The sequence below is a fragment of the Haliea sp. genome (genome assembly GCF_040221975.1).
GTDB lineage: Bacteria > Pseudomonadota > Gammaproteobacteria > Pseudomonadales > Halieaceae > Haliea.
Genome location: NZ_JAVJWR010000016.1, coordinates 61,740 through 82,367 on the forward strand (window position 1 = coordinate 61,740; position 20,628 = coordinate 82,367).

The following is a 20,628-nucleotide window of genomic DNA, read 5'->3' on the forward strand; positions in this document are numbered from 1 at the left end:
ATCGTGTTCGAAGTCATCTGTATCAGTTTTGCGTTTTTCTTCGGCCTGGCGGTGCGCCAGGTCGGCCTGCCGCCACTGGTGGGGTTCCTGGCCGCCGGCTTCGCCATCAATCTGGTGGGCCCGAGCCTCGGGCTGCCCTCCGACACCAGCAAGATCCTGCACTACGTCGCCCACCTCGGTGTACTGATCCTTCTGTTCACGGTAGGCCTCAAGCTCAAGCTCAAGCAGATTGCCCAGCCACAGGTGCTGGGAGGGGCGCTGCTGCACTTCGCCATCAGCATTGCCGTGTTCACGCCCGGCCTCTACTACCTGGTGGGACTGGACTGGAACATGGCACTGCTGCTGGCCATTGCGCTCTCGTTTTCCTCCACCGTGCTGGCGGCGAAATTGCTGGAGTCGAAACGCGAACTGGCGGTCTTCCACGGCCGTACCGCGATTGGCATCCTCATCGTCCAGGATGTCATTGCCCTGGTGGTGCTGGCGATCTGGAGCGGGCAGACTCCCAATATCTGGGCCCTGGCGGTATTCGGGCTGCCGCTGTTGCGGCCGCTGATGTACTGGCTGCTGGACTTTGCCGGCCACGATGAACTGCTGGTGCTGATGGGCATGATGCTGGCGCTGGTCATCGGCGGCATGGGTTTCCAGGCCATGGGCCTGAGCTCGGAGATCGGCGCCCTGCTGATGGGCGTACTGCTGTCCAACCACCGCCGGGCCCAGGAACTGTCGGAATCCCTGTGGCCCCTGCGGGAGATTTTCCTGGTGGGCTTCTTCCTCGAGATCGGCATGTCCGGCCTGCCGGACCTGGAGGCGCTGCTGTTTGCGCTCGGCGTCGGCATCATCCTGCCACTCAAGGGCCTCCTGTTCTTCCTGCTGCTGATTGCCTTCCGGCTGCGCGCCCGCACTTCCTTCCTCGCCGCCGTCAGCCTTTCCGCTTACAGTGAGTTCGGCCTGATAGTCGCCGCCGTGGTGCTGCAGGACTGGCTGGTACCGCTGGCCCTGGCAGTCTCGATCTCCTTCCTTATCGCCGCACCGCTGAATCGCCTGGCCCATCCCCTGTTCGCGCGTCTCGAGGATCGTCTGCAGCGGTTTGAACGCCGGACCATTCACCCCGATGAGCAGCCCACCAACCTGGGCACCGCCGACGTGCTGATCTTCGGCATGGGCCGTACCGGTACCGCCGCCTATGACCACCTGCGAGAGCAGGGCAAATTGCCAGCGGGCCTGGATGGGGATACGTACAAAGCCAAGGCTCACCAGGAAGCCGGTCGCAATGTGGTCTTTGCCGACGCCGAGGACAGCAATTTCTGGCGCGGCGTGGATGTGACCACAATCGAGGCCGCGGTGCTGGCCATGGATGATATCGAAGCCAAGGTGGTTGCCGCCCGCAGCCTGCGCGCCAAGGGCTTCACCGGTCCCATCGTCTCCCACGCCCTGCACGAGGACCACGTGGCACGTATCACCGAGGCCGGCGCCACCCACACCTACCTGACCATGTACCAAGCCGGCATGGGGCTGGCGGACCGGACCCTGAGCGCGCTGGCTGCCGATGTCTGAGTCTAGCCCGTGGGCCCCGGCCCCGTGGCAGACATGCCAGACCCTGGCATTTCAGGCAGCGGCCGGGCCATTGCCGTAGCGGGTATAAATGGCGTCGCGCTTGTCCAGGTCGATATTGACCTTGTCGAGGTCACCGCGGACAGTCGGCAGGGCCAGCAGGCGCGGGTCCATGACCCGGTACCAGAGCCAGGGGATATAGGCCAGCAGGTACATGCCGTAGTAGCCGTTGGGCAGTTCCGGGATGTCCTCGAAGTTGCGCAAGCTCTGGTAGCGGCGGGTGGGATTGGCGTGGTGATCGGAATGCCGCTCCAGGTGAAACAGCACGATGTTGCTGAAAATGTAGTTCGCATTCCAGCTGTGGTGTGGCTGGCAACGCTCGTAGCGGCCGTCGGCCTCGCGCTGGCGCAGCAGGCCGTAGTGCTCGATGTAGTTGGCGCTGGTCAGCTGGTACCAGGCCCAGACATTGTGCAGCGCCAGGAAGGGAATCATCACCCAGCCGAAGGCTATCACCAGGCCGCCCTGCAGCACGGCGCTGATGGCAAAGGACTGCAGGATATCGTTGTGCACACTCCAGGGCCCCTTGCCGAGACGCTGCAGCCGCTCCGCCTCCACCGCCCAGCCGCGACGGAACGCGCCCGGGATCTCGCGCAGCATGAATTTGTAGATGGATTCCCCCATGCGCGCACTGGCGGGATCCTCCGGCGTGGCCACATCCTTGTGATGGCCGCGGTTGTGCTCGATACAGAAATGGCCGTAGGCCGGTACCGCCAGCACGATCTTCGCCAGCAGGCGCTCCAGCGCCGGCTTCTTGTGGCCCAGCTCGTGGGCGGTATTGATGCCGAGGCCGCTGTAGCTGCCCGCGGTAATCGCCAGGGCGATGATCGACCACACGGTCAGCTCCTGGGTGCCCACGAACCAGGCGATCGCAATCAGGACAATGAAGTGCATCGGCACGGTGAACCAGGTGAGCAACCGGTAGTAACGGTCCTCCTCCAGCTGCGGCACGATCTCCTCCGGCGGGTTGTTGGTGTCGGAGCCGAGGGCGTAATCCAGCAGCGGGATCACCAGGTAGGTGAATACCAGGGGGATGGCCAGCAGCCACTGTGAACCCCAGGCGAAGTACAGGGCAATACCCAGCATCGGGAACAGGGGCATGAACAGTGACGACATCCACAGGTAGCGCTTCTTGTCCGTGTATTCGATGTGCCCCTTGTCGGGGTGCTCAAGGCTGTAGGTCACACTCATGTTATTGTCTCCAGTAACGCCGTGCGCACAGTGTAGCCCCGCGGGAGCCGCTAGCACCGTTTCATGAAATGACATAATATTGGTCATTTTACGCCACCCGGGGCTGTCATGACGCGCGCACTGGAACTGTCCGCCACCTATGCCCGCCTGGTCCTGCAATCGGAACGGGTGCCAGCCGCCGAGCTGCTGGCGGGAACCGGTTTCACGGCGGCGTCGCTGGCGACCATGGACTATGTGCCCTGGGCAGCGCTGGCACGGTTGTTCCGCAACTATGCCAGGCGCCAGCCCTCACCGGCCTGGGCCCTGGAGCTGGGGGCCCAGTTCAATATCGCCTCCCACGGTCCGCTGGGATTCGCAGCGCTGAGCGCCCCCACCCTCGGCGCAGCACTGGAAATCATGGCCCGCTACCATCCGGTGCGCACCAACACCATGGGCGCGGCCACCCACCGGGAAGCGGAGCGCTTCTTCCTGATCCTGGAAGACCTGACCGGTGACCCCGAGTTTGCGACCTGGCTCGAGGAAATCGTGTTCAAGGTTCTGGAATCCCTGCTGGCGGCTATCCTCGGCCATCCCGTGGGGCCCAATGTTGTAGTGGCCTTTACCCAGCCTTCACCAGCGCATGGCGAGGCATTGACCGCGGGCTACGATGCCAGAGTCGTGTTCAATGCCCCGGTATCTTCGATCTCGATCCCGGCGATCTGGTGCCAACTGCCGTCACCGCTGCACGACGAGGCCGTGTATCGCGCCAACATCGCCCGCTGCCGCGATATCCTCGCCAGCCGGGACAGCCGCAGCAGCGCCGCAGAGCGGGTGTGGATGCTGCTCGACAGCCACTTTGCCGACAGCCGGCGGCATCCCCTGCCGGTGCCCCCCCTCGAGCAACTCGCCGCCCGTCTGCACCTGACCCCGAGAACCCTGATCCGCCGCCTGCAGCACGAGGGTACCGGCTATCGGGAAATCGTGGAGGACCTGCGGCGGGAACATGCAACCCGGCTGCTGCGCGATGCCCGGCTCAATATCGGCGAGGTGGGAGAAGTCCTCGGCTATCGCGAACAGGCGAATTTTGGCCGCGCCTTCCGGCGCTGGTTCGGCTGCTCGCCGGCGGCCTGGCGCCGACAGTAGCCGCTGCGCCCCGCCCTGCTGTCGACCTGTCGCCTGGGCAGGCAGGTCGGTTGTGGTCTCGCGGCGAGCTTGCGGGTATCCGCTTGCATTCCGGGAAAGAGCCGACTACTGTATATCCATACAGCACACGACAGGCTCTTTCTGGAGGTACGCAAACATGAACGAAGCACTGGAACAGGTTATTCTCCGCCACGACACCTGGCGCGGCCGCAGCCGCTGCTTCAACGGCTTGCCGCTCTCAGCCAACCACGATTCCCACCGCGGCGGCCTCGGCACCGGCTACCGGGCCCTGGATGCCGCCCTGGCCCAGGGCGGCTGGCCCGAGGCCAGCGCCATCGAGGTGCTCAGCGACAGCTGCGGCATGGGCGCCATGGGCCTGTTCCTGCCGGCCATGGAGCGGCTCAGTGCCCAGGGCCGCTGGCAGGCCTTCATCGCTCCGCCCTGGACACCCTATGCGCCCCTGCTCGCAGCCCGCGGCATCGACACGCAACAGGTTCTGCTGGTGCATCCCCGCAGCCGGGAAGACCTGCTCTGGAGTATTGAGCAGTCCCTGCGCAGCACTACCTGCAGCGCCGTATTCAGCTGGCTGGGGGCCGGGCATTACCGCTACAGCGAACTGCGCAAGCTGCAACTGGCCGCTGCCGCCAGCGATACCCTGTGCGTCCTGTTCCGACCCCAGCAAGCCGCCGCCGACAGTGCACCTGCGGGGCTGCGGCTGCAAATGCGCGAATACCGCAAGGTCCACATCCTCAAGCAGCGCGGCGGTCGCCAGGGGCTGGATGTGGATCTGGCGCCGGAAGACGAGCTGCCCCATCAGCCACAGCTGTGGGAACTGCCAGCCTGGCCACCAGCCGCCGCTGCCGGCACTGCATTGGGCGCGAATTGAGGCAAATCAATTGTTATTGTTCTAGCATGGAGACTCTCACCGATACGGCGGTCCAATAGCCGGAACCGGAACCTTTACCGCAATGGAGAGCAACCCCCATGCAGGAACTACCCCATCACTACCATGTGTCCGCGAAAGCGGCGCCTGAAGGCACTGTTACCCTGGAGGGCAATGATGTGCCGGCACTGGAGACAACACCTCCGAAGGAGTTTGGCGGCCCCGGTGGCCACTGGTCACCGGAGGCGCTGCTGGTTGGCGCGGTGACCGACTGCTTTATTCTCACTTTTCGCGCCATTGCCCGCGCCTCCAGGCTGGACTGGACCGCCCTTGAATGCAGCACGGAAGGCAAGCTGGAACGCATCGACCGGGTGACCCGGTTTACCGAGCTGACAGTGACCGCCCACCTGAACGTGCCCGCGGATACGGATGCAGACAAGGCAAAGCAGCTATTGGAGAAAGCCGAAGCCAACTGTCTGGTCAGCAATTCCCTGAACAGCACCATCCACCTGCATGCCACGGTGGACCAGGCCGGATGAAAGGCAGCGTGACAGCGGGCGACGGAACAGCGGGCGGGGCAGGATAGTGGATCAGTGGCTGAGCGACTACGGGGTGACCCTGGGCGTGGGCGCCTTGATCGCGTTCATGATATTCATCGTCTGGGACCTGGCCAAGCGCAGCAATGCCGGCAAATTCGGTACCATCATCCTCTACGTTGGCCTGGCAATGGGCATCTTCGGCTTCCTGATCAAGGTGATCATTACCTGGATGCTGGAGAACGCCGGCGTCTAGACGACGCCGGCATGCCGGACCGCTCTACCCTCAGCCCCTGGCCGCCAGGGTATCGGCAATCATCCGGTCGATGTTGTCTTCCAGGATAGACAGCGGCACCGGGCCGTGCTTCAGCACTTCATCGTGGAAGGCGCGGATATCAAACTGCTCGCCCAGCTCGGCCCGGGCGCGCTCCCGCAACTCCATGATCTTCAGCTTGCCGATCAGGTAGGCGGTAGCCTGCCCGGGCATGGCGATATAGCGCTCAATGGCCTTGGTGGCATCGGTCCGTGAATTGGGCGTGTTTTCTGCCAGGTAATCGATAGCCTGTTCCCGGGTCCAGCGCTTGCTGTGCAGGCCGGTGTCCACCACCAGGCGACAGGCACGCCACAGCTCCATGGCCAGGCGACCGAAGTCGGACCACTCGTCGGAGTACATGCCCATGTCCTTGGCCAGCTCTTCCGTATACAGCGCCCAGCCTTCGGTGAAGGCGGTAAAGCTGGCGTAGCGCTGGAACTCGGGCAGACCCTCAAGCTCGATGGAAATCGCCCGCTGCATGTGGTGGCCGGGGACCCCCTCATGGTAGGCCAGGGCTTCCAGCTGATAGGTGGGCATGCTGCTCATGTCGTACAGATTGGCATAGTAGATACCGGGGCGAGAGCCGTCCGCAGGTGGTGCGTTGTAAAATGCCTTGCCGGCCGAGCGCTCGCGGAAGGGTTCCACACGCTTGACGATCATCTCTGCCTCCGGTAGCAGGCCAAACTGTTCCGGCAGACGCAGGCTCATGGCGTCAATGGCGGCGGTGGCATCAGCGAGGTAAGCGGCGCGTCCCTCATCGGTGTTGGGGTAATAGAACCGGGGATCCGTACGCATGAACTCGAAGAACCCGGCCAGGTCGCCCTCGAACTCCACGGCTTCCATAATTGCACGCATGGCGCCGTGAATACGCTCCACCTCCCGCAGGCCGATGTTGTGGATCTCATCCGCGGTCAGATCGGTGGTGGTAAACCAGCGCAGGCGCTCTGCGTAGAAGTCATCGCCATCGGCGAATTTCCAGACGCCATCGGCTTCGGTTGCCTGTTCTGCCTGTTCTTCGATGGCGGCAATCAGGCGCTCGTAGGCTGGCTCCACGACCTCGACCAGTGCCTGGCGGGCCTCGGTCAGCAGCCGGTCACGGGTTTCGGCATCTATATCCAGGGCTTCGACCTTGCCCTGGAAATCCTCCCACAGGGTGGAGTCCTCACCCTCGGCAGTAAAAGGCACCCCGCGGATGACATTGCGCGCCGACTCCAGCATCTGCGGGTACTGCCAATCCGCCAGCAGCAGATCCTTCTCGGTGCGGATTGCCATCTGCGCAATTACCTGGTCGAACCAGGAGCCGATATTGTTGAGGCGGCCGATATAGGCTTCGGCGTCGGCGAGATCGCGCACCCGATGGATATTGACCAGGTTGCTGGCAGCCTGGGTGTGCGGACCACGGAACTGGTGGATCACAAACTGGTGGTGACGGAATTTGTCGGCGTCGATTTGCCGCTCCAGGTCGAGCTGGTACAGGTCGTAGGACAGCTGGTCTGCCGGTGACAGGGCCGCGCGATCAAACTGCGCCAGCTGCTGCAGGCGGGCCTCGTTGATTTCGCGGGTCTCCTGCTGGAATTCCTCGGCAACCGGGTCCCACTGATCGTGGTTCAGCTTGATACCGCGTTTGCTGGCGGTATAGGGATACCGGGCCATGTCCACCGCGTAGTTTTCTTCCAGGAAGGTGCGGAACGCGGCGGTCACCGCACTATCCGCCACGGCCTTGGATACAATTTCGGTAGCTTCGGTGGCGCCGGGCCCGGGCTGGTCGGCGGGGACCTCATCACGGGAGCAGGCGGCAAGCGTGGTAGCGAGCGCCAGGGGCAGCAAAGCCAGCTTGTATTTGATTAGCGACATTTTCACCTCATTTAGAGACATTTCATATCATTTGGCCATTTTTAACGGCCGAACCGGCGCGCATAATGACGCACTTCTGCCCCGATTGCCAATCGAACGCCAGCGCTGGACAATGGCGACCCAACCCCTGATACTGTATGCATGTACAGTATTTATGCCAGCCTGGGGAAAATGCCCGCTGCCGACAAGCGACCGGAGTGCGGGCAGTGAGCCTCTGGCTGTGCCTGCGGTTTCCGCAACTGCCCCTGCAGTGCCAGACGTTGAGCGAGACGCAGCCGGTAGTGGTACTGGCCCGGCAGCGAGTGCTGCGGGCCAATGATTGCGCTGCCAGCCTGGGGATTCGCGAGGGCATGGCTGCAGCCACCGTCCGCGCTCTCGCTGGCAGCGAGCCGCTGCTGTTACTGACACGAGACCAGGATGCCGAGCAGCGCTGCCTGCAACAGCTGTGCTGCTGGGCCTACGGCATCACTCCTGTCCTGCATCCCTGGCGTGGAGACAGCCTGCAGCTGGAAGTCGGTGGCTGCCTGGCCCTGTTCCACGGCCTGGAGGCGCTGCTGCAAACAGTACACTGCGGCATTCAGTTGCGCGGCTACCGGGTGGAGACTGGCCTGGCACCGACCCCCAAGGCAGCGTGGCTACTGTCCTTCGGCACCGAGGGACTGGCAAGCGGCGGCACCGAGGGCTGGCAGGAGCAGCTGAATGCCCTGCCGCTGAGCCTGCTGGACGACTTCCCGAACGAGGTTGCCGCCCTGCATCGGGCCGGGCTGCAGCAGCTGGGAGACCTGCTGGCACTGCCCGAAGCCGCGCTCGGCCGGCGCTGCGGCAAGGCCATGGTCCACTGGCTGCGGCAGATGCTGGGGCGGGAAACCGACCTGCAGCCGGATTATCGCCCCCCCGGCCACTTCAGCGATCAACACTGGTTTGGCTATGAGGTCAAGACCACCGCGGAATTGCGGCCCGCCGTACAGCAGTTGCTGCAGGCCCTGTGCGGGTTTTTGCGCCAGACCCAGCTGCAAACAGAGGAGATCGAGTGGCAGCTGCTGGCGACTGACCGCAAGGTCCAGCACCTGCAGGTGCGCAGCAGCAGCCGCCACAGCGACTGGGAAAACTGGTACCAGCTCACCCAGCTGCAGCTGGACCGCCTGCAATTGCGCACGGGGATTGAGGGTCTGACGCTGGAATGCCGCCAGTTGCTGACGGGGCGCAGCGCCAGCATCGACCTGTTCAGCCCCCACAACCAGCGCGAACCCATGCAGGCCCTGCTGGACCGTCTGCGCAGCCGTCTGGGCTTGCAGGCCATCCTCAACATCGGCTGCCGGGATGAGCATCTGCCGGAACTGGCCCTGCAGGTCAGCAGCGAAGCCACGGCGCGCGCGCCCTCCGGCCAACCCTGCGGCCAGCGCCCGTTCTGGTTGCTGCCGGAGCCACAGCCTGTCCGCCAGCAGCAGGGGCTGCTGCAGTGGCAGGGCCCGCTACAGCTGGTCGCCGGGCCAGAGCGCATCGAGGACAACTGGTGGCAGGAACCGGTCAGTCGCGATTACTACATCGCCCGGGGCCCCAGGGGGCAGTATTACTGGCTGTTCCACGACCGCCTGCGGCGGCAGTGGTATGTCCACGGCCTGTTTGCCTGAGCCGGGACTGCCCTACACTACAATTGTGAACTTATTGTGACAGTTACATTGCAGCGATAGATTAATCGCCGCCAATGCCCCTATGATGGTTCCAGACAAGAGGTCGGCACCTCCACGCGGGGTTGCCAGCCCGGAAAGATCAGCGTCGCGAGACGCCAGACTGGAGATACACCATGAAAACCATGATGAAAGCACTGCTACTGACCACCCTGCCCCTGTTCGCTACTGGCGCCCTGGCGGAAGTGACCCAGGACTGTATCCTGGAGGGCACCGTGGACAAGAAAAAAGCCGAACAGATGGGTCGCGATGTCTATGTCGCCTTCCACTCGGCGAACCGCGCGGAGAAAGGCAGCGAGTGCAACCTGAACCGTCGCAATCGGGTCGAGTTCAAGGAACCCAAGAACGCGATGATCGAAAATGCACCGGATGGTGCCAAGGTCAAGTATCGCTACACGGAAAAAGACAACCAGGACGGCGAATGGCAGCTGATGGGCGTGTCCATGTAATCACCCCGCCGGAGCAGCATTCCTCGCGGGGACGGGACCAGGGTCGGCATCCGCGCTAGGGCGCGACATTCCGACCCTGGTCAACAAACAGCAGTTCATCCACTGCAAAACCCAGATCGCCCGCCCGCCGCAGGAAGCGTTCCTTTAGCTCGGCGCTGACTTCCGGTGTGCGTGCCAGCAACCACACATAGTTGTTGTTGAAGCCGGAGACAAAAGCATAGTCGTAATTCCGGCCCAGTTCGAACACCACATACGATGAATAGAACGGTCCGAAGAAAGACACCTTGAGGTGACCGGTGCTATCGTCGTCCACAAAGCGAGCCACACCTTCAGCCTCGGCCCACTCGGATGTTTCGGCCCGATAGCCGCGGTTCAGCACCCGGATACTGCCATCGTCATTCAGGCTGTAGGTGGCGGTAACGCCATCAAGGCCCCGCTCGAAAACATGATCGAGACGGGCGATTTCGTACCAGATACCAAGGTAGCGCTGGGCATCGAAGTTCCCCACCGGCTCCACCCCCGGCGGGGTCCCCAGACAGCCGCCCAGCAGCAGCAATAAACCCAGTGCGAAGGCGCGCACTGCCGCGCTACTCGTGGGCAATGACCTTGTCGGTGAACAGGTAATCCTGCATTTCCTTGTCGAGTACCGGATCGCGGCGCCGAATCCACTCCAGCACCATGGCCGCGTGTTCCTTTTCCTCGTCGCGATTGTGTCGGAGGATGGCTTTCAGCTCCGGATCCTTACAGGCGTCCATGCGCTGGTTGTACCAGTCCACGGCCTCCAGCTCTTCCATCAGGGAAACGATGGCGCGATGCATGTCGCGGGTTTCGTCGCTGAGCTCGGCAATGGGCTCGTGGTAACCTTCATTGGACATAGATGTTTTCCTGTACAACGTCAGTGAACGCGGAACCCCTGGACCGGCGGTCCGCTACGCTTCATAGTGTAGCGGCTTCGTGACTATTGACCAATCCAGTCTCACGAGGCAGGGATCACAGGCTCAGGGCAACACCCGCAACAGCAAAACCCGCCACCAATGCAAGAATCGGCGGACGCCAGCGAAACAGCAATACCCAGCCCAGCAGCGCGAGTACAGCATCAAGCCAGCCGTTGATTGCCGCCAACGCCACCGGGTTGACCCAGGCTGCAAGCAACAGGCCCACCACTGCGGCATTCACGCCGGCCACCAGCCCCATGATCCGCGGCCGCGCCGCCAATACCTCCCAGACCGATTGCAGGGCCAGCACCAGCAGGAAGCCGGGCAGGAAAATTCCTGCAGTCGCCAGCAGGGCGCCGCTCACCGGTGCCGCTGGCAGCAGATCGGCGCCGAGAAATGCCGCCAGCGAAAACATTGGCCCGGGCACCGCCTGGGCGGCGGCATAGCCGAGCAGAAAACGGTCTTCACTGACCGCCTCACCCAAGTGCTGCTGCAGCAGGGGCAGGACCACATGGCCACCACCAAATACCATGCTGCCACTGCTGTAGAACTGACTGAACAGGCCCCAGACCGGTTCACCAAGGGCAAACAGTGGCAGACCGAAAAACAGCAGGCCAAACAGGCCCAGCGGCAGCCAGCGCACCCCGGCCCTGGTGGATACCTGCGACGCGGCGCCGGCGCCCTGCCGGGGCAGCAATACCCACCCCGCCACTGCGGCCAGCGACAGGGCCGCATACTGGGCCCAGGGTGACAACACCAGCAGCAACAGCGCCGCGGTCAACCCGGCGATGACCGTGGTGGTAGCGTCACGACAGAACGCCAGCGCCATGGTGCGAACCGCCTCGGCCACCACCACCACGGCGAGCAACTTGAGCCCGCGGACCAGACCATCCAGCACACCGCTATCAGCAGCGTACGCCGACCATACTGCAACGCCCAGCATCAGCAGGAAGGACGGCAGGGTAAATCCGACGAAGGCCGCCATGGCTCCGGGTACTCCAGCGCGGCGGTAGCCGATGGCGAAGCCGACCTGACTGGAACTCGGCCCCGGCAGGAACTGGCTCAGGGCCACCAGGCGCGCATAAGCCGCCTCGTCCAGCCAGTGCAGACGCTGTACAAAGGTCTGCTGGAAATAACCGATATGGGCCGCGGGGCCCCCAAAGCTGACGCAGCCCAACAGCAGAAAGCGCCAGAAGACCTCCAGAAAACCTGGACAGATCCGGGTTGAATCAGGGCCGGAGAAATACATAGAGCCCGAAACCCATGGTGTCTCGCCCCCAGCGCAGGTAACCATCACGCCACTCGCGGCTCGCCTGCAGGCGCTGCCGCACCTCGGGGTCCTCCGGATTGGCCAGGGCAGCCAGTTCGAAAGGCTGGCGATGGCCCCACTCGAAATCGTCCCACTCATCGTCGCTGCTGACCATGGCGTACAGGGGCACCAGTCCCGCCTGCTCGGCCACCGCGATATTACCGGCATGATCATGGTAAATACCCACCGGCTCCCCCAGCAGGGCCCGGTACGCGGGGTCCGGCGGCTGCCGCCAGTACCCCTCGCCCAGCAACAGGCGCCCTCCCGGCCGCACCAGCCGGGCAAGTCCCGTCAGGGCATTGGGCCAGGCGGCCTGGCCGCGCCCGAAGGCATGAGTGGAACCGAGGCATACGGCGGCATCAAAGCTACCCGGAGCGACATCGGCGTCAGCCATGGGTGTGGCCAGAAACCGGCAACTGCCATTGGGCAAAGTGGCACGGGCGCGGTCCTGTGCCTCCGCAATACTGGCTGCATTGCTATCCACCCCGGTGCCTGTCGCCCCGGTACGCGCCAGCAAGCGCAGCAGAAACTCGCCATTGCCACAGCCGGCGTCGAGCACCGCCTGGCCCCTGGCCAGGGCAAGCTGGTCGATCAGCTGGTCCGCTTTCCAGGTGCTGACCGGGCAGTTAAAAGCCATGGTCAATCCTCCCGCGGCATCAGCGCCGGATAATCGCGTAGTTGCCGTTGGCCTGGGCCACCAGCTTGTTGTCGCACAACAGCCGTGCATCCAGGTTGGCCACCGAACGCCCGCGATTGAGTAACGTGGTCTCGCACACCACGGTACCCGCCAGCACCGGCCGGAAGTAGTTCATCTTGATTTCAATGGTGGCACAGGTCTGGCCGTCCTCCAGCGTCGGGTACAGGGCTGCGCCCATGCCGGTATCCGCCAGCGCGTATAACACGGCGCCGTGAACCACCGCATGCGGGTTATGGTGCAGGTCAGCCTCCACCTCAATCTGGCATTTACTGTAGCCATGCTCCTGACGGAGCATCTGCAATTTCATGTGATCGGCGAAGGGATGGTGCACGGGAGACTCCTGTCGCAATACTGTAATGCCATGCCAGGGCAAGGCAGAACCATAATAATGGGGTATGAGTTCATGCGGTACCTGAAATCAGCCTCGCCACCTTCGCGACATTCTTCTGCCTGACGCAGGGTCTGCAGAACGGGCTGGTCTGGCTGATGCTGCGAGCGGACGACTGATGCGGGTACCGGCAGGATTCAGGCGCCGGCAAACAGGTCGCCCTGGGCCCGCGGCGGCCGGAACCGGCTGCAGTCGAGTTCATCGTAGCGCCGTGAGTTCAAGCCCAGGCGCTTGCTGGCCTGTTGAAAGCGCCTGGCCAGCAGTTGTGCAAACACACCCTCGCCGCGCATGCGGTGGCCGAAGCGGGCATCGTAATCTGCACCGCCGCGGCACTGGCGGACAAGACTCATCACCTTGACCGCCCGCTGCGGATAGTGCGCCTGCAGCCAGTCCTCGAACAGTGGTGCCACCTCCAGCGGCAGGCGCAGCAGCATCCAGTTGGCCATGACCGCGCCCGCATCCCGGGATGCCTCCAGAATCGCTTCCAGTTCCCGGTCGTTGAGACCCGGGATCATCGGCGATGCCAGCACCCCCACCGGAATCCCGGCCGCGCTCAATTCGCGAATGACCCGCAGCCGCGCGACGGGTGAGGCGGTGCGCGGCTCCAGGCTGCGCTTGAGCTCGTCATCCAGTGTGGTCACGCTGATGAAAACGTGCAGCAGCCGCTCGCGGGCCATGTCCGCCAGCAGCGCCGTGTCCCTGAGGATCAGCGCGCTCTTGGTAACGATTGTCACTGGATGGCGGCTGTCACGAAGCAATTCCAGCAACGCGCGGGTGCTGTCGCGTTGCGCCTCCAGCGGCTGATAACAGTCAGTATTCCCGGACAGATTGATCGGGCGGCACTGGTAGGCAGGCTTGCACAGTTCTGCCCGGAGCTGTTCCACCAGGCCAGTGCGGGCAATGAGACGGGTCTCGAAATCCAGGCCCGGGGACAGATCCCAAAAGGCGTGACTGGGCCGCGCATAACAATACACACAGCCGTGCTCGCAGCCGCGATAGGGGTTGATGGAGCGGTCGAAGCCCAGATCCGGGGACCTGTTCCAGCTGAGTGCACTTTTCGCAGACTCATCCCGGACTTCCGTGGCAATCCGCTCCGGGACCTCCTCCCGCCACCAGCCATCATCCACGGTTTCGCTGACCACGGCAGCGAAGCGATTGTGGGGGTCAAAGGTGGCGCCGCGCCCGCGGCGGGTTTGGGAGGGCTGGCGAATGGCCACAACGGCACCTCTATACTGTACATATGCACAGTATAGAGGCGCGCTCGCGAATTGCAATCAGCGGCTGTCGGGAGGCGCACTGTCGGGCGCATCCCTCGCCATCTGCTCCCAGGGCCAGCGGCCCTCGATTTCCAGGTGCAGGGTCATGCTGAGGAACGTCCGAATCAGGATAATCAGGCCCAGCACCGCCACGTTCTCCATGGTTGCGGCGACAATAATAGTTTGCATGATGTCCCCGGCAATGAGGAATTCCAGGCCAAGGATGATGGAGCGGCCCAGTTGCCGGCGGAAGGTATGATAGGCAATCCCCTCCGGCACCCGGTTGAAGTGGCGTATAAACACCACCGAGGAATAGCTTGCCCCGACCAGCATCACCAGTACGCCGACACCTTCGATACCGTAGGCGAACAGCGAAATCATTTCGGTAAATTCCATACTGAGTCCATCCGCAAATAGTGGGCCGGCAGCAGCCCGGCCGTACCAATGTCAGTCGACGTTATCGCCAGCGGGCTCCACCGGGGCAGCCCGCTCCTGTTCGCCACGCTCCCAGGCCAGAAACCGCTCCAGATCCTGGTTCAGGATACGCAGGGTCCAGGCGAGAATCGCCGCGTCATCCAGCAATCCCAGGCCGAGCATAAAGTCCGGCACCAGATCCACAGGCATTACAAAATACACCACCGCGGCCACCAGGATCAGCAGTGAACGCCAGGAAATATCGCGATAGGAGCCCCTGGCGTAGGCGCGCACCAGGCGCAGCGCGTCCTTCAGGGGTTTGATAATGGCAGCCAGCGGTCCGCTGCGGGCCTCGGCCTTGTGAGCCGCAGCGGTGGCCAGTGATTGCAATTGCTCGGGCTCGTCGATATATGCCTGCGCACGACTGGTCGCCCGGGCATAGGCTTTGCTGGCCCGGACCCTGGCGGAACGCCGGGGCCCCTGCTCAGGCACTGTCCCGTCCAACCGGGCGCAGGGAATAACCCTCTTTGGGGAAATGCACATGCACCGTCCCCAGCCCGCTTGCACCTCGCGCCAGGATCCAGCTGTGCTGCGTACCACCGGCCAACGTTCCCCTGGTTGCCACCTGGCCGTAGTCCGACGGGGCGATGGTCACCTGTTCGCCAACCAGCGGGTCCTCCTGAGCCGCCGGTGCAATCGACCGCGGCTCGGCGCCCGCAGCGATGTCCAGCGCCTGCTGCGGGGCAATCTCGCTGCGCCCCCCTTCGCCAAAAGCGGCGATGCGGTCCATCCAGGCCAGGGTCCCGGGAAAACCATCGACCAGCGGCGACTCACCCAGGTCGCGGATAAACCAGAGCCCGTGGTACGTGGAAAAATCCGCGTGGGTGGGAGCAGCGCCGAACAGGAAATCCTCCTGCAGCTGTGCCTCCACCTGCGCCAGGTGGTCCAGCACCAATGGCCGCGCCTCCCTGAAGCCGGCAATCTTCACAGCCGCCTTGCGGCTCATGCCGATGCGGTCCAGCACGAAGCGCCCCATGTCCAGCAGGGACATGGACTCCCGCGCCTTGCGCCGCATGGCGGGGGTGCCAGCGGCGAGCACGCAGGGGAAAAACAGGTCCAGATCCGCCCGGCCCGCCCACGCCCGGGCCCCGGCGTCGAGGTTCTCCAGCGCCAGCTGCGGCTTGTTGGCCAGGGTGGCAATTTCGGCTGCAATCGTGCGGCTGTCGCAGAAGATGTCGGCGCCAATCTGGGCCACGGGGATCTTGCGGTAGCCGCCGGCAAGCTGCGCCAGCACCGGGCGCGGCGGCATCTCGCGGGTAATCGCGGACTGCCAGTCGAGCCCCGCATAGCCCAGCATGCTGCGGATCTTGCGGCCAAAGGGCGACATGGCGTAATGGTGCAGGATCAGGTCCATCAATGCGTACTCTGTCAGTGCCTGTCAGTAGGGTACACGATCCGGCTTGCCCAGGTACTGCTGCAGGACTGCGAATGCCTCCTCCCCCAGCACCTGGGTCTGCCCGACATCGCGCTCCTCCCGGGGCAGTGCCAGCTGCTGGAAAAATCGCCTGTCATCAAAGCCACAGCTCTCTGCGGCGCGAATGGAAAAACCGTAAAACACATGCGCGATGCGCGCCCAGTAGATGGCGCCCAGGCACATCGGGCAGGGCTCGCCGCTGGTATAAATGTGGCAGCCCTGCAAATCGAAATTGCCCGCACGCTCGCAGGCATCGCGGATTGCCATGATTTCACCGTGGGCGGTGGGATCATTGCGGGCGATGACCCGGTTCCAGCCCTCGCCGACAATGACGCCATCGCGGACGATGACAGCGCCAAAAGGCCCGCCTTCACCGGCGTCAGCGGCCCGACGGCCAAGTTCGATGGCGCGACGCATGCAACGCTCCGCCAGCGCGGGGTCGGACGCGCCCGGATTGGCCGGGGACGCCATCAGCTGTCACCATTGCCGGGCCGGGGCGGGCCGCAGATACGACGGTCAACCACGACGGCTCCCGGGCTCATGCCGCCTCTTCCAGCGCTCGCAGGTACTTGCCTTCGCGGGCGAGGCCATTGAGTTCGCAGCGCCGGAAAAGCATGCGCTGGGCGGCAGCCAGATTATCCTCCTGCCCCCGCCATGCCGCCAGGACCGGAGCCTGCAATGCCCGGCCGTAAGAGAAGCTCACCTGCCAGGGTTGCGACCCCATCGCGTTCATGGCATTGAGGTGCTCGGTGGCGTCCGCCGCGCTCTGCCCGCCGGACAGAAACACCAGCCCGGGAACGGCAGCTGGCACATGGCGCCGCATGCAGCGCAGGGTCGCCTCTGCCACCTCCTGCACCGGGGCCTGCCGCTCGCATTGCAGGCCGGCGATCACCATGTTCGGCTTCAGCAGCATGCCTTCGAGGAAAACGCCGTGGGCATCAAGCTCGGTGAAAACCGCCGCCAGAACCCTGGAGGTCACCTGTTCGCAGCGCTGGATGGTATGGGCGCCGTCCATCAGCACTTCCGGTTCCACGATGGGAACGACATCCAGTTCCTGGCACAGCGCCGCATAGCGCGCCAGTGCATGCGCATTGGCGCGAATACCGCACGCGCCCGGCACCTCTGCCTCATCAATATCGATCACCGCGCGCCACTTGGCGAACTTCGCACCCAGTTGACGGTACTCGAGCAGGCGGTCACGCAGCCCATCCAGCCCTTCGGTGACCCGTTCTCCCGGGTGCAGTGCCAGTGCAGCGGGCCCCCTGTCCACCTTGATTCCGGGCAGGATGCCACGGCTCTGGAGCAACTCGGCAAAGGGTAGGCCGTCGCCGGTAGCCTGGCGCAAGGTTTCGTCAAACAGAATAACGCCACCGATGTACTGTTCAATGTTTTCGGTGGTAAACAGGATTTCGCGATAGCGGCGGCGGTTCTCCCCGGTTGCTTCCACCTCGACAGCATCGAAACGTTTCCTGATGGTAGGGCCGCTCTCATCCGCCGCCAGGACACCTTTTTGCCTGGCGACGATGGCGTTCGCTACCGCAGCGAGCTGTTGCCTGTTCATCTTTGACCTCCTTCCGGTACCGGCACGGACAGCTACAGGTTATGCAAAGGTGATGGTGACTGTCCATCATCCGCTGCCAGCGGCAAGGAAGTCCAGCAAGGCGCGGTTGAACGCCTCCGCCTGCTCCAGTTGCACAAAATGACCCGCACCCGGTATCAGCACCTCGGCAGCCAGGCGCGGCATCCGCGCGCGCATGAGGCGCAGGGCATCGGTTCCCACCATCTGCAGCACTGCATCCTGCTGGCCGGCAATAAACAGGCTGGGGACCTCGACCCGGGCGTCGGCCCAGGGCTTGCCCAGTTCCCAGTTGCGGTCCGCTACCCGATAGCTGTTCAGTCCTCCAATGAAGGCCAGCTCTTCCCCGGCGAGCAGGTACTGGGAAGTGAGGTAGGCCAAGTCCGCCTGCTCCAGCCAGCCCCAGGGCAGTGCCGGCGCCGGCGCCAGCACATCAAGATAGCCGGTGCCAGCCGAGGGAAACCGGTCCCAGCCCAGCAGGTTGCCTTCCGCGCTCAGGGACCAGTAGAGCCGTTGCAAGAAGCCCGCGGCATTGGCGCCCAGCTCCCGCTCCGCCGGCCCCACCGTCTGGAAATAGTGCATGTGGAAGAAATGCTGCTCGGCGATGGCGGCAAAACAATCGGTGGGCTTGATGTGCGGCAGGGCAAAAGGACGGCCATAGTCACGGGCGGCGGCATCGCTGCCGGCACAGCCGCGACCCGCAAGGTCAAAATCGTAGGGACAACTGACATGTACCAGCGCACGGCAGTGTTGCGGATAGCGTACCGCCATGTTGCACACCTGGGCCGCGCCAAAGTCATGGCCGACAAAACAGGCCTCACGTTCGCCGAAATGAGCCAGCAGCGCCAGCAGGTCCCGGCAGTGCTGCTCGCTGTCGTAAGCACTGACAGCCAGGGGGCGGTCTGACTGCCCGTAACCGCGCTGATCCAGCGCAACGGCACGAAATCCCGCGCCGGCCACTGCTGTCAGTTGCCGGTGCCAGCTGTACCAGAGCCCCGGAAAGCCATGACAAAAGACCACCAGAGGTCCGCGACCGGTGCTGACGGCGTGCAGCCGGGTGCCTCCGCTGTCAAAGAAGTGGTCTTGCACGCTAGTGGGCTGCGCGGCTAATTCGGTAACTTTCAGAGCGCCTGTGCCGGTGCGAATCAAGGCGTGGCTCGCCGGCAAGGGTGGCTCCCTTACCAAGAGGCACAACGCTGAGTCGCGCCGGCACAGGCGCTCCCGCAGGGCCGCCGCACAAGCGTTGTGGGGTGCGTTGGGGGGACTGGAATTTGGGGCGGCCCGTCCGGCGCGCGCGCGCCGTGCCCCCAACGCGTGTGCGGGTGCTAATCACGGCGTGGCTCGCGGGCTCGGGTGGCACCCTAACCAAGCGCCACAACGCTGTGTCGCGCCGCCACCGGCGCTCCCGCAGGGCCGCCGCACAAGCGTTGTGGGCTGCGTTGCGCTCGCTTGAATTGGCGACGGCCAGTCCTGCGCTCGCGCGCCTTGCCCACAACGCTTGTGCGACGGCTGAATGTTACCGAATTAGCCGCGCAGCCCACTAGGGACGGCCCCACAGCAGCTGGTCAACGTAGCGCCGCACGGCCTCGTGCCCGGTCGTGCCCGAAGTGGTGAAAGCGAAAGAGATTTCGAAGCGGTTCGCCACCGGCCGTGTATGCAGGGCGCGGGCATACAGCTCACCGGATACGTCGGTAGCGAAGTCACTGTTTACCCGGAAATTGATTTCACTGAGTGTCGGCAGCTCCAGCTCCAGCTGCGCGAGCATGCCATCATAACTGAGGTTGCGGATACTGCCGGCATGGGTTTCCTGCAGCACCTCTTTGCCATCCACGCGATGAAAGTGCAACGGCAGCTCGACCTCGACCCGCGGCGAATTGCGCAGCTCCACCCGCGGCACCTCAACACGCTCTGACCCGGTCACGGCCAGCATCTCGTACAGCGTTACCGGACCCCTTCTGCCCTTGACCTGCAAGCGGCGCATGGCCCCCACTTCAATGCTGTCGCGAGCAGCCAGGTAGCTGTTTTCGCTCAGCAGCACCTGCCCGCGCAGGCTGAAGGATTCCACCCGGGCAGCAAAATTCACCTCGTCCCCGATCGCGGTGTACTCGCGATGGTCATCGGGGCCGAAACTGCCGACCATGACCTCACCGGTATTGATGCCGATACCCGCGTGCACTTCCGGCAGACCCAGGCGGGCGTTGTTGGCGTTGATCCCGACCATGGCCTGCTGCATGCGGGCGGCGCACAGCAACGCCTGCCGCAAATGGTCATCACAGGCGTGCGGGGCGCCAAACAGTGCCATCACCCCGTCGCCAAGAAACTTGTCGACAAACCCGCCATGGGCGTGGATGAGCGCCGTCATCTGCTCAAAAAAGGGCGTCAGCAAGCCAATCAGGGCCGCGGAACTGCAGGTCTCCGCAAGCGAGGAAAACCCCCGCAGGTCGACGATCAGCACCGTCACCAGACGCGGACTCGGTGGCGAAACCGGTGGCGCGGGCTCCAGCAGGTTATAGGCCAGCTGGGTGAGCGCCGCATACTCCTGTGGAGGTACCACGCCGCCAACACGAGTGACCAGCGCCTGCACCATGCTCATCACCCGATCAGACCCAACCGAACTATCCATGTCACCCATTCCCTGAAGTTAACCGTCCAATCATTAGCGGGCAATCATACCCGTGGAATCGACGGCGATACAGCCGCTGGTGTCGGGGGCAAGCACACACCCTGGGCAATCCTTCAGCGCCTAGTGGGCTGCGCGGCTAATTCGGTAACGTTCAGAGCGCCTGTGCCGGCGCGAATCAAGGCGTGGCTTGCCGGCAAGCAAAGAATATTTTAATAAGTTTTTGCTACAATGCCATCCTTTTGTGCTAACAGTGTAAACAACCTGACCCAACAAAGTTATGGCAAAAAACAGATGAGAGTAAAGTCCTCCAAT

22 protein-coding genes are annotated in these 20,628 nt (G+C 63.7%); 7 read left to right on the plus strand and 15 right to left on the minus strand.

All coding sequences use genetic code 11. From position 1 onward, the window contains the following. Positions 1-3: 3 nt before the first annotated feature. Positions 4-1,554, plus strand: coding sequence for a cation:proton antiporter domain-containing protein (locus tag RLO07_RS06210; protein ID WP_462291268.1), 1,551 nt, complete (start codon positions 4-6; stop codon positions 1,552-1,554). 51 nt (positions 1,555-1,605) lie between these two features. Here the strand turns inward: RLO07_RS06210 and RLO07_RS06215 are convergent, their stop codons facing one another. Next, complete coding sequence (locus RLO07_RS06215) at positions 1,606-2,799, minus strand: alkane 1-monooxygenase (protein WP_462291269.1); 1,194 nt, start codon at positions 2,797-2,799, stop codon at positions 1,606-1,608. A gap of 108 nt (positions 2,800-2,907) precedes the next feature. Between RLO07_RS06215 and RLO07_RS06220 the strand changes: the two genes are divergently transcribed. From RLO07_RS06220 to RLO07_RS06235, 4 genes are all read left to right on the plus strand, one after another. Beyond that, positions 2,908-3,921, plus strand: a complete 1,014-nt coding sequence (locus tag RLO07_RS06220) for an AraC family transcriptional regulator (RefSeq protein ID WP_462291270.1) — start codon at positions 2,908-2,910, stop codon at positions 3,919-3,921. 157 nt (positions 3,922-4,078) lie between these two features. Beyond that, positions 4,079-4,807, plus strand: a complete 729-nt coding sequence (gene imuA / locus RLO07_RS06225; RefSeq protein WP_462291271.1) for a translesion DNA synthesis-associated protein ImuA — start codon at positions 4,079-4,081, stop codon at positions 4,805-4,807. Positions 4,808-4,905: 98 nt separating this feature from the next. After that, the gene (locus tag RLO07_RS06230; RefSeq protein WP_462291272.1) at positions 4,906-5,343 is read left to right on the plus strand and encodes an OsmC family protein; all 438 of its coding nucleotides are present in this window, start codon (positions 4,906-4,908) and stop codon (positions 5,341-5,343) included. Between the two features lie 43 nt (positions 5,344-5,386). Further along, the gene (locus RLO07_RS06235; RefSeq protein ID WP_462291289.1) at positions 5,387-5,596 is read left to right on the plus strand and encodes a DUF2788 domain-containing protein; all 210 of its coding nucleotides are present in this window, start codon (positions 5,387-5,389) and stop codon (positions 5,594-5,596) included. A gap of 30 nt (positions 5,597-5,626) precedes the next feature. Here RLO07_RS06235 and RLO07_RS06240 read toward each other — a convergent pair whose 3' ends face one another. Continuing rightward, positions 5,627-7,507, minus strand: coding sequence for a DUF885 domain-containing protein (locus tag RLO07_RS06240; protein WP_462291273.1), 1,881 nt, complete (start codon positions 7,505-7,507; stop codon positions 5,627-5,629). Between the two features lie 206 nt (positions 7,508-7,713). On the opposite strand from RLO07_RS06240, the gene RLO07_RS06245 reads away from it, so the two are divergent. Next, positions 7,714-9,138 (plus strand): Y-family DNA polymerase, encoded by a 1,425-nt coding sequence (locus RLO07_RS06245; RefSeq protein WP_462291274.1) that lies wholly within the window; start codon positions 7,714-7,716, stop codon positions 9,136-9,138. Positions 9,139-9,311: 173 nt separating this feature from the next. Next, positions 9,312-9,644 (plus strand): hypothetical protein, encoded by a 333-nt coding sequence (locus RLO07_RS06250; protein WP_462291275.1) that lies wholly within the window; start codon positions 9,312-9,314, stop codon positions 9,642-9,644. 55 nt (positions 9,645-9,699) lie between these two features. Here RLO07_RS06250 and RLO07_RS06255 read toward each other — a convergent pair whose 3' ends face one another. The 13 genes from RLO07_RS06255 to RLO07_RS06315 form a co-directional block, all read right to left on the minus strand. Beyond that, positions 9,700-10,224, minus strand: coding sequence for a lipocalin family protein (locus RLO07_RS06255; protein WP_462291276.1), 525 nt, complete (start codon positions 10,222-10,224; stop codon positions 9,700-9,702). Positions 10,225-10,231: 7 nt separating this feature from the next. Then, positions 10,232-10,519 (minus strand): encapsulin-associated ferritin-like protein, encoded by a 288-nt coding sequence (locus RLO07_RS06260; RefSeq protein ID WP_462291277.1) that lies wholly within the window; start codon positions 10,517-10,519, stop codon positions 10,232-10,234. 115 nt (positions 10,520-10,634) lie between these two features. Then, a complete protein-coding gene (chrA, locus tag RLO07_RS06265) occupies positions 10,635-11,828 on the minus strand; it encodes a chromate efflux transporter (protein ID WP_462291278.1) in 1,194 nt (397 codons plus the stop codon). Then, positions 11,809-12,525, minus strand: coding sequence for an SAM-dependent methyltransferase (locus tag RLO07_RS06270; RefSeq protein WP_462291279.1), 717 nt, complete (start codon positions 12,523-12,525; stop codon positions 11,809-11,811). The genes chrA and RLO07_RS06270 overlap by 20 nt, the downstream gene beginning before the upstream one ends. A 19-nt stretch (positions 12,526-12,544) precedes the next feature. Continuing rightward, positions 12,545-12,916, minus strand: a complete 372-nt coding sequence (locus tag RLO07_RS06275; protein WP_462291280.1) for a PaaI family thioesterase — start codon at positions 12,914-12,916, stop codon at positions 12,545-12,547. A gap of 194 nt (positions 12,917-13,110) precedes the next feature. Continuing rightward, positions 13,111-14,190, minus strand: coding sequence for a PA0069 family radical SAM protein (locus RLO07_RS06280; RefSeq protein ID WP_462291281.1), 1,080 nt, complete (start codon positions 14,188-14,190; stop codon positions 13,111-13,113). Positions 14,191-14,247: 57 nt separating this feature from the next. Then, positions 14,248-14,625 carry a DUF1622 domain-containing protein gene (locus RLO07_RS06285; RefSeq protein ID WP_462291282.1) on the minus strand — a complete coding sequence of 126 codons (378 nt, stop codon included), beginning with the start codon at positions 14,623-14,625 and terminating at the stop codon, positions 14,248-14,250. A gap of 51 nt (positions 14,626-14,676) precedes the next feature. Continuing rightward, positions 14,677-15,135 (minus strand): YkvA family protein, encoded by a 459-nt coding sequence (locus RLO07_RS06290; RefSeq protein ID WP_462291283.1) that lies wholly within the window; start codon positions 15,133-15,135, stop codon positions 14,677-14,679. Then, positions 15,128-16,057, minus strand: coding sequence for a glutathione S-transferase family protein (locus tag RLO07_RS06295; protein WP_462291284.1), 930 nt, complete (start codon positions 16,055-16,057; stop codon positions 15,128-15,130). The genes RLO07_RS06290 and RLO07_RS06295 overlap by 8 nt, the downstream gene beginning before the upstream one ends. A 24-nt stretch (positions 16,058-16,081) precedes the next feature. Then, on the minus strand, positions 16,082-16,588 hold the full coding sequence (locus RLO07_RS06300; RefSeq protein WP_462291285.1) for a nucleoside deaminase: 507 nt from the start codon (positions 16,586-16,588) through the stop codon (positions 16,082-16,084). A 67-nt stretch (positions 16,589-16,655) separates the two neighbouring features. After that, on the minus strand, positions 16,656-17,678 hold the full coding sequence (locus RLO07_RS06305; RefSeq protein WP_462291286.1) for a class I fructose-bisphosphate aldolase: 1,023 nt from the start codon (positions 17,676-17,678) through the stop codon (positions 16,656-16,658). A 66-nt stretch (positions 17,679-17,744) separates the two neighbouring features. Further along, a complete protein-coding gene (locus RLO07_RS06310; RefSeq protein WP_462291287.1) occupies positions 17,745-18,782 on the minus strand; it encodes an alpha/beta fold hydrolase in 1,038 nt (345 codons plus the stop codon). A 451-nt stretch (positions 18,783-19,233) separates the two neighbouring features. Beyond that, entirely contained in the window at positions 19,234-20,316 is a 1,083-nt protein-coding gene (locus RLO07_RS06315) for an adenylate/guanylate cyclase domain-containing protein (protein ID WP_462291288.1), read from the minus strand. Between the last annotated feature and the right edge of the window lie 312 nt (positions 20,317-20,628).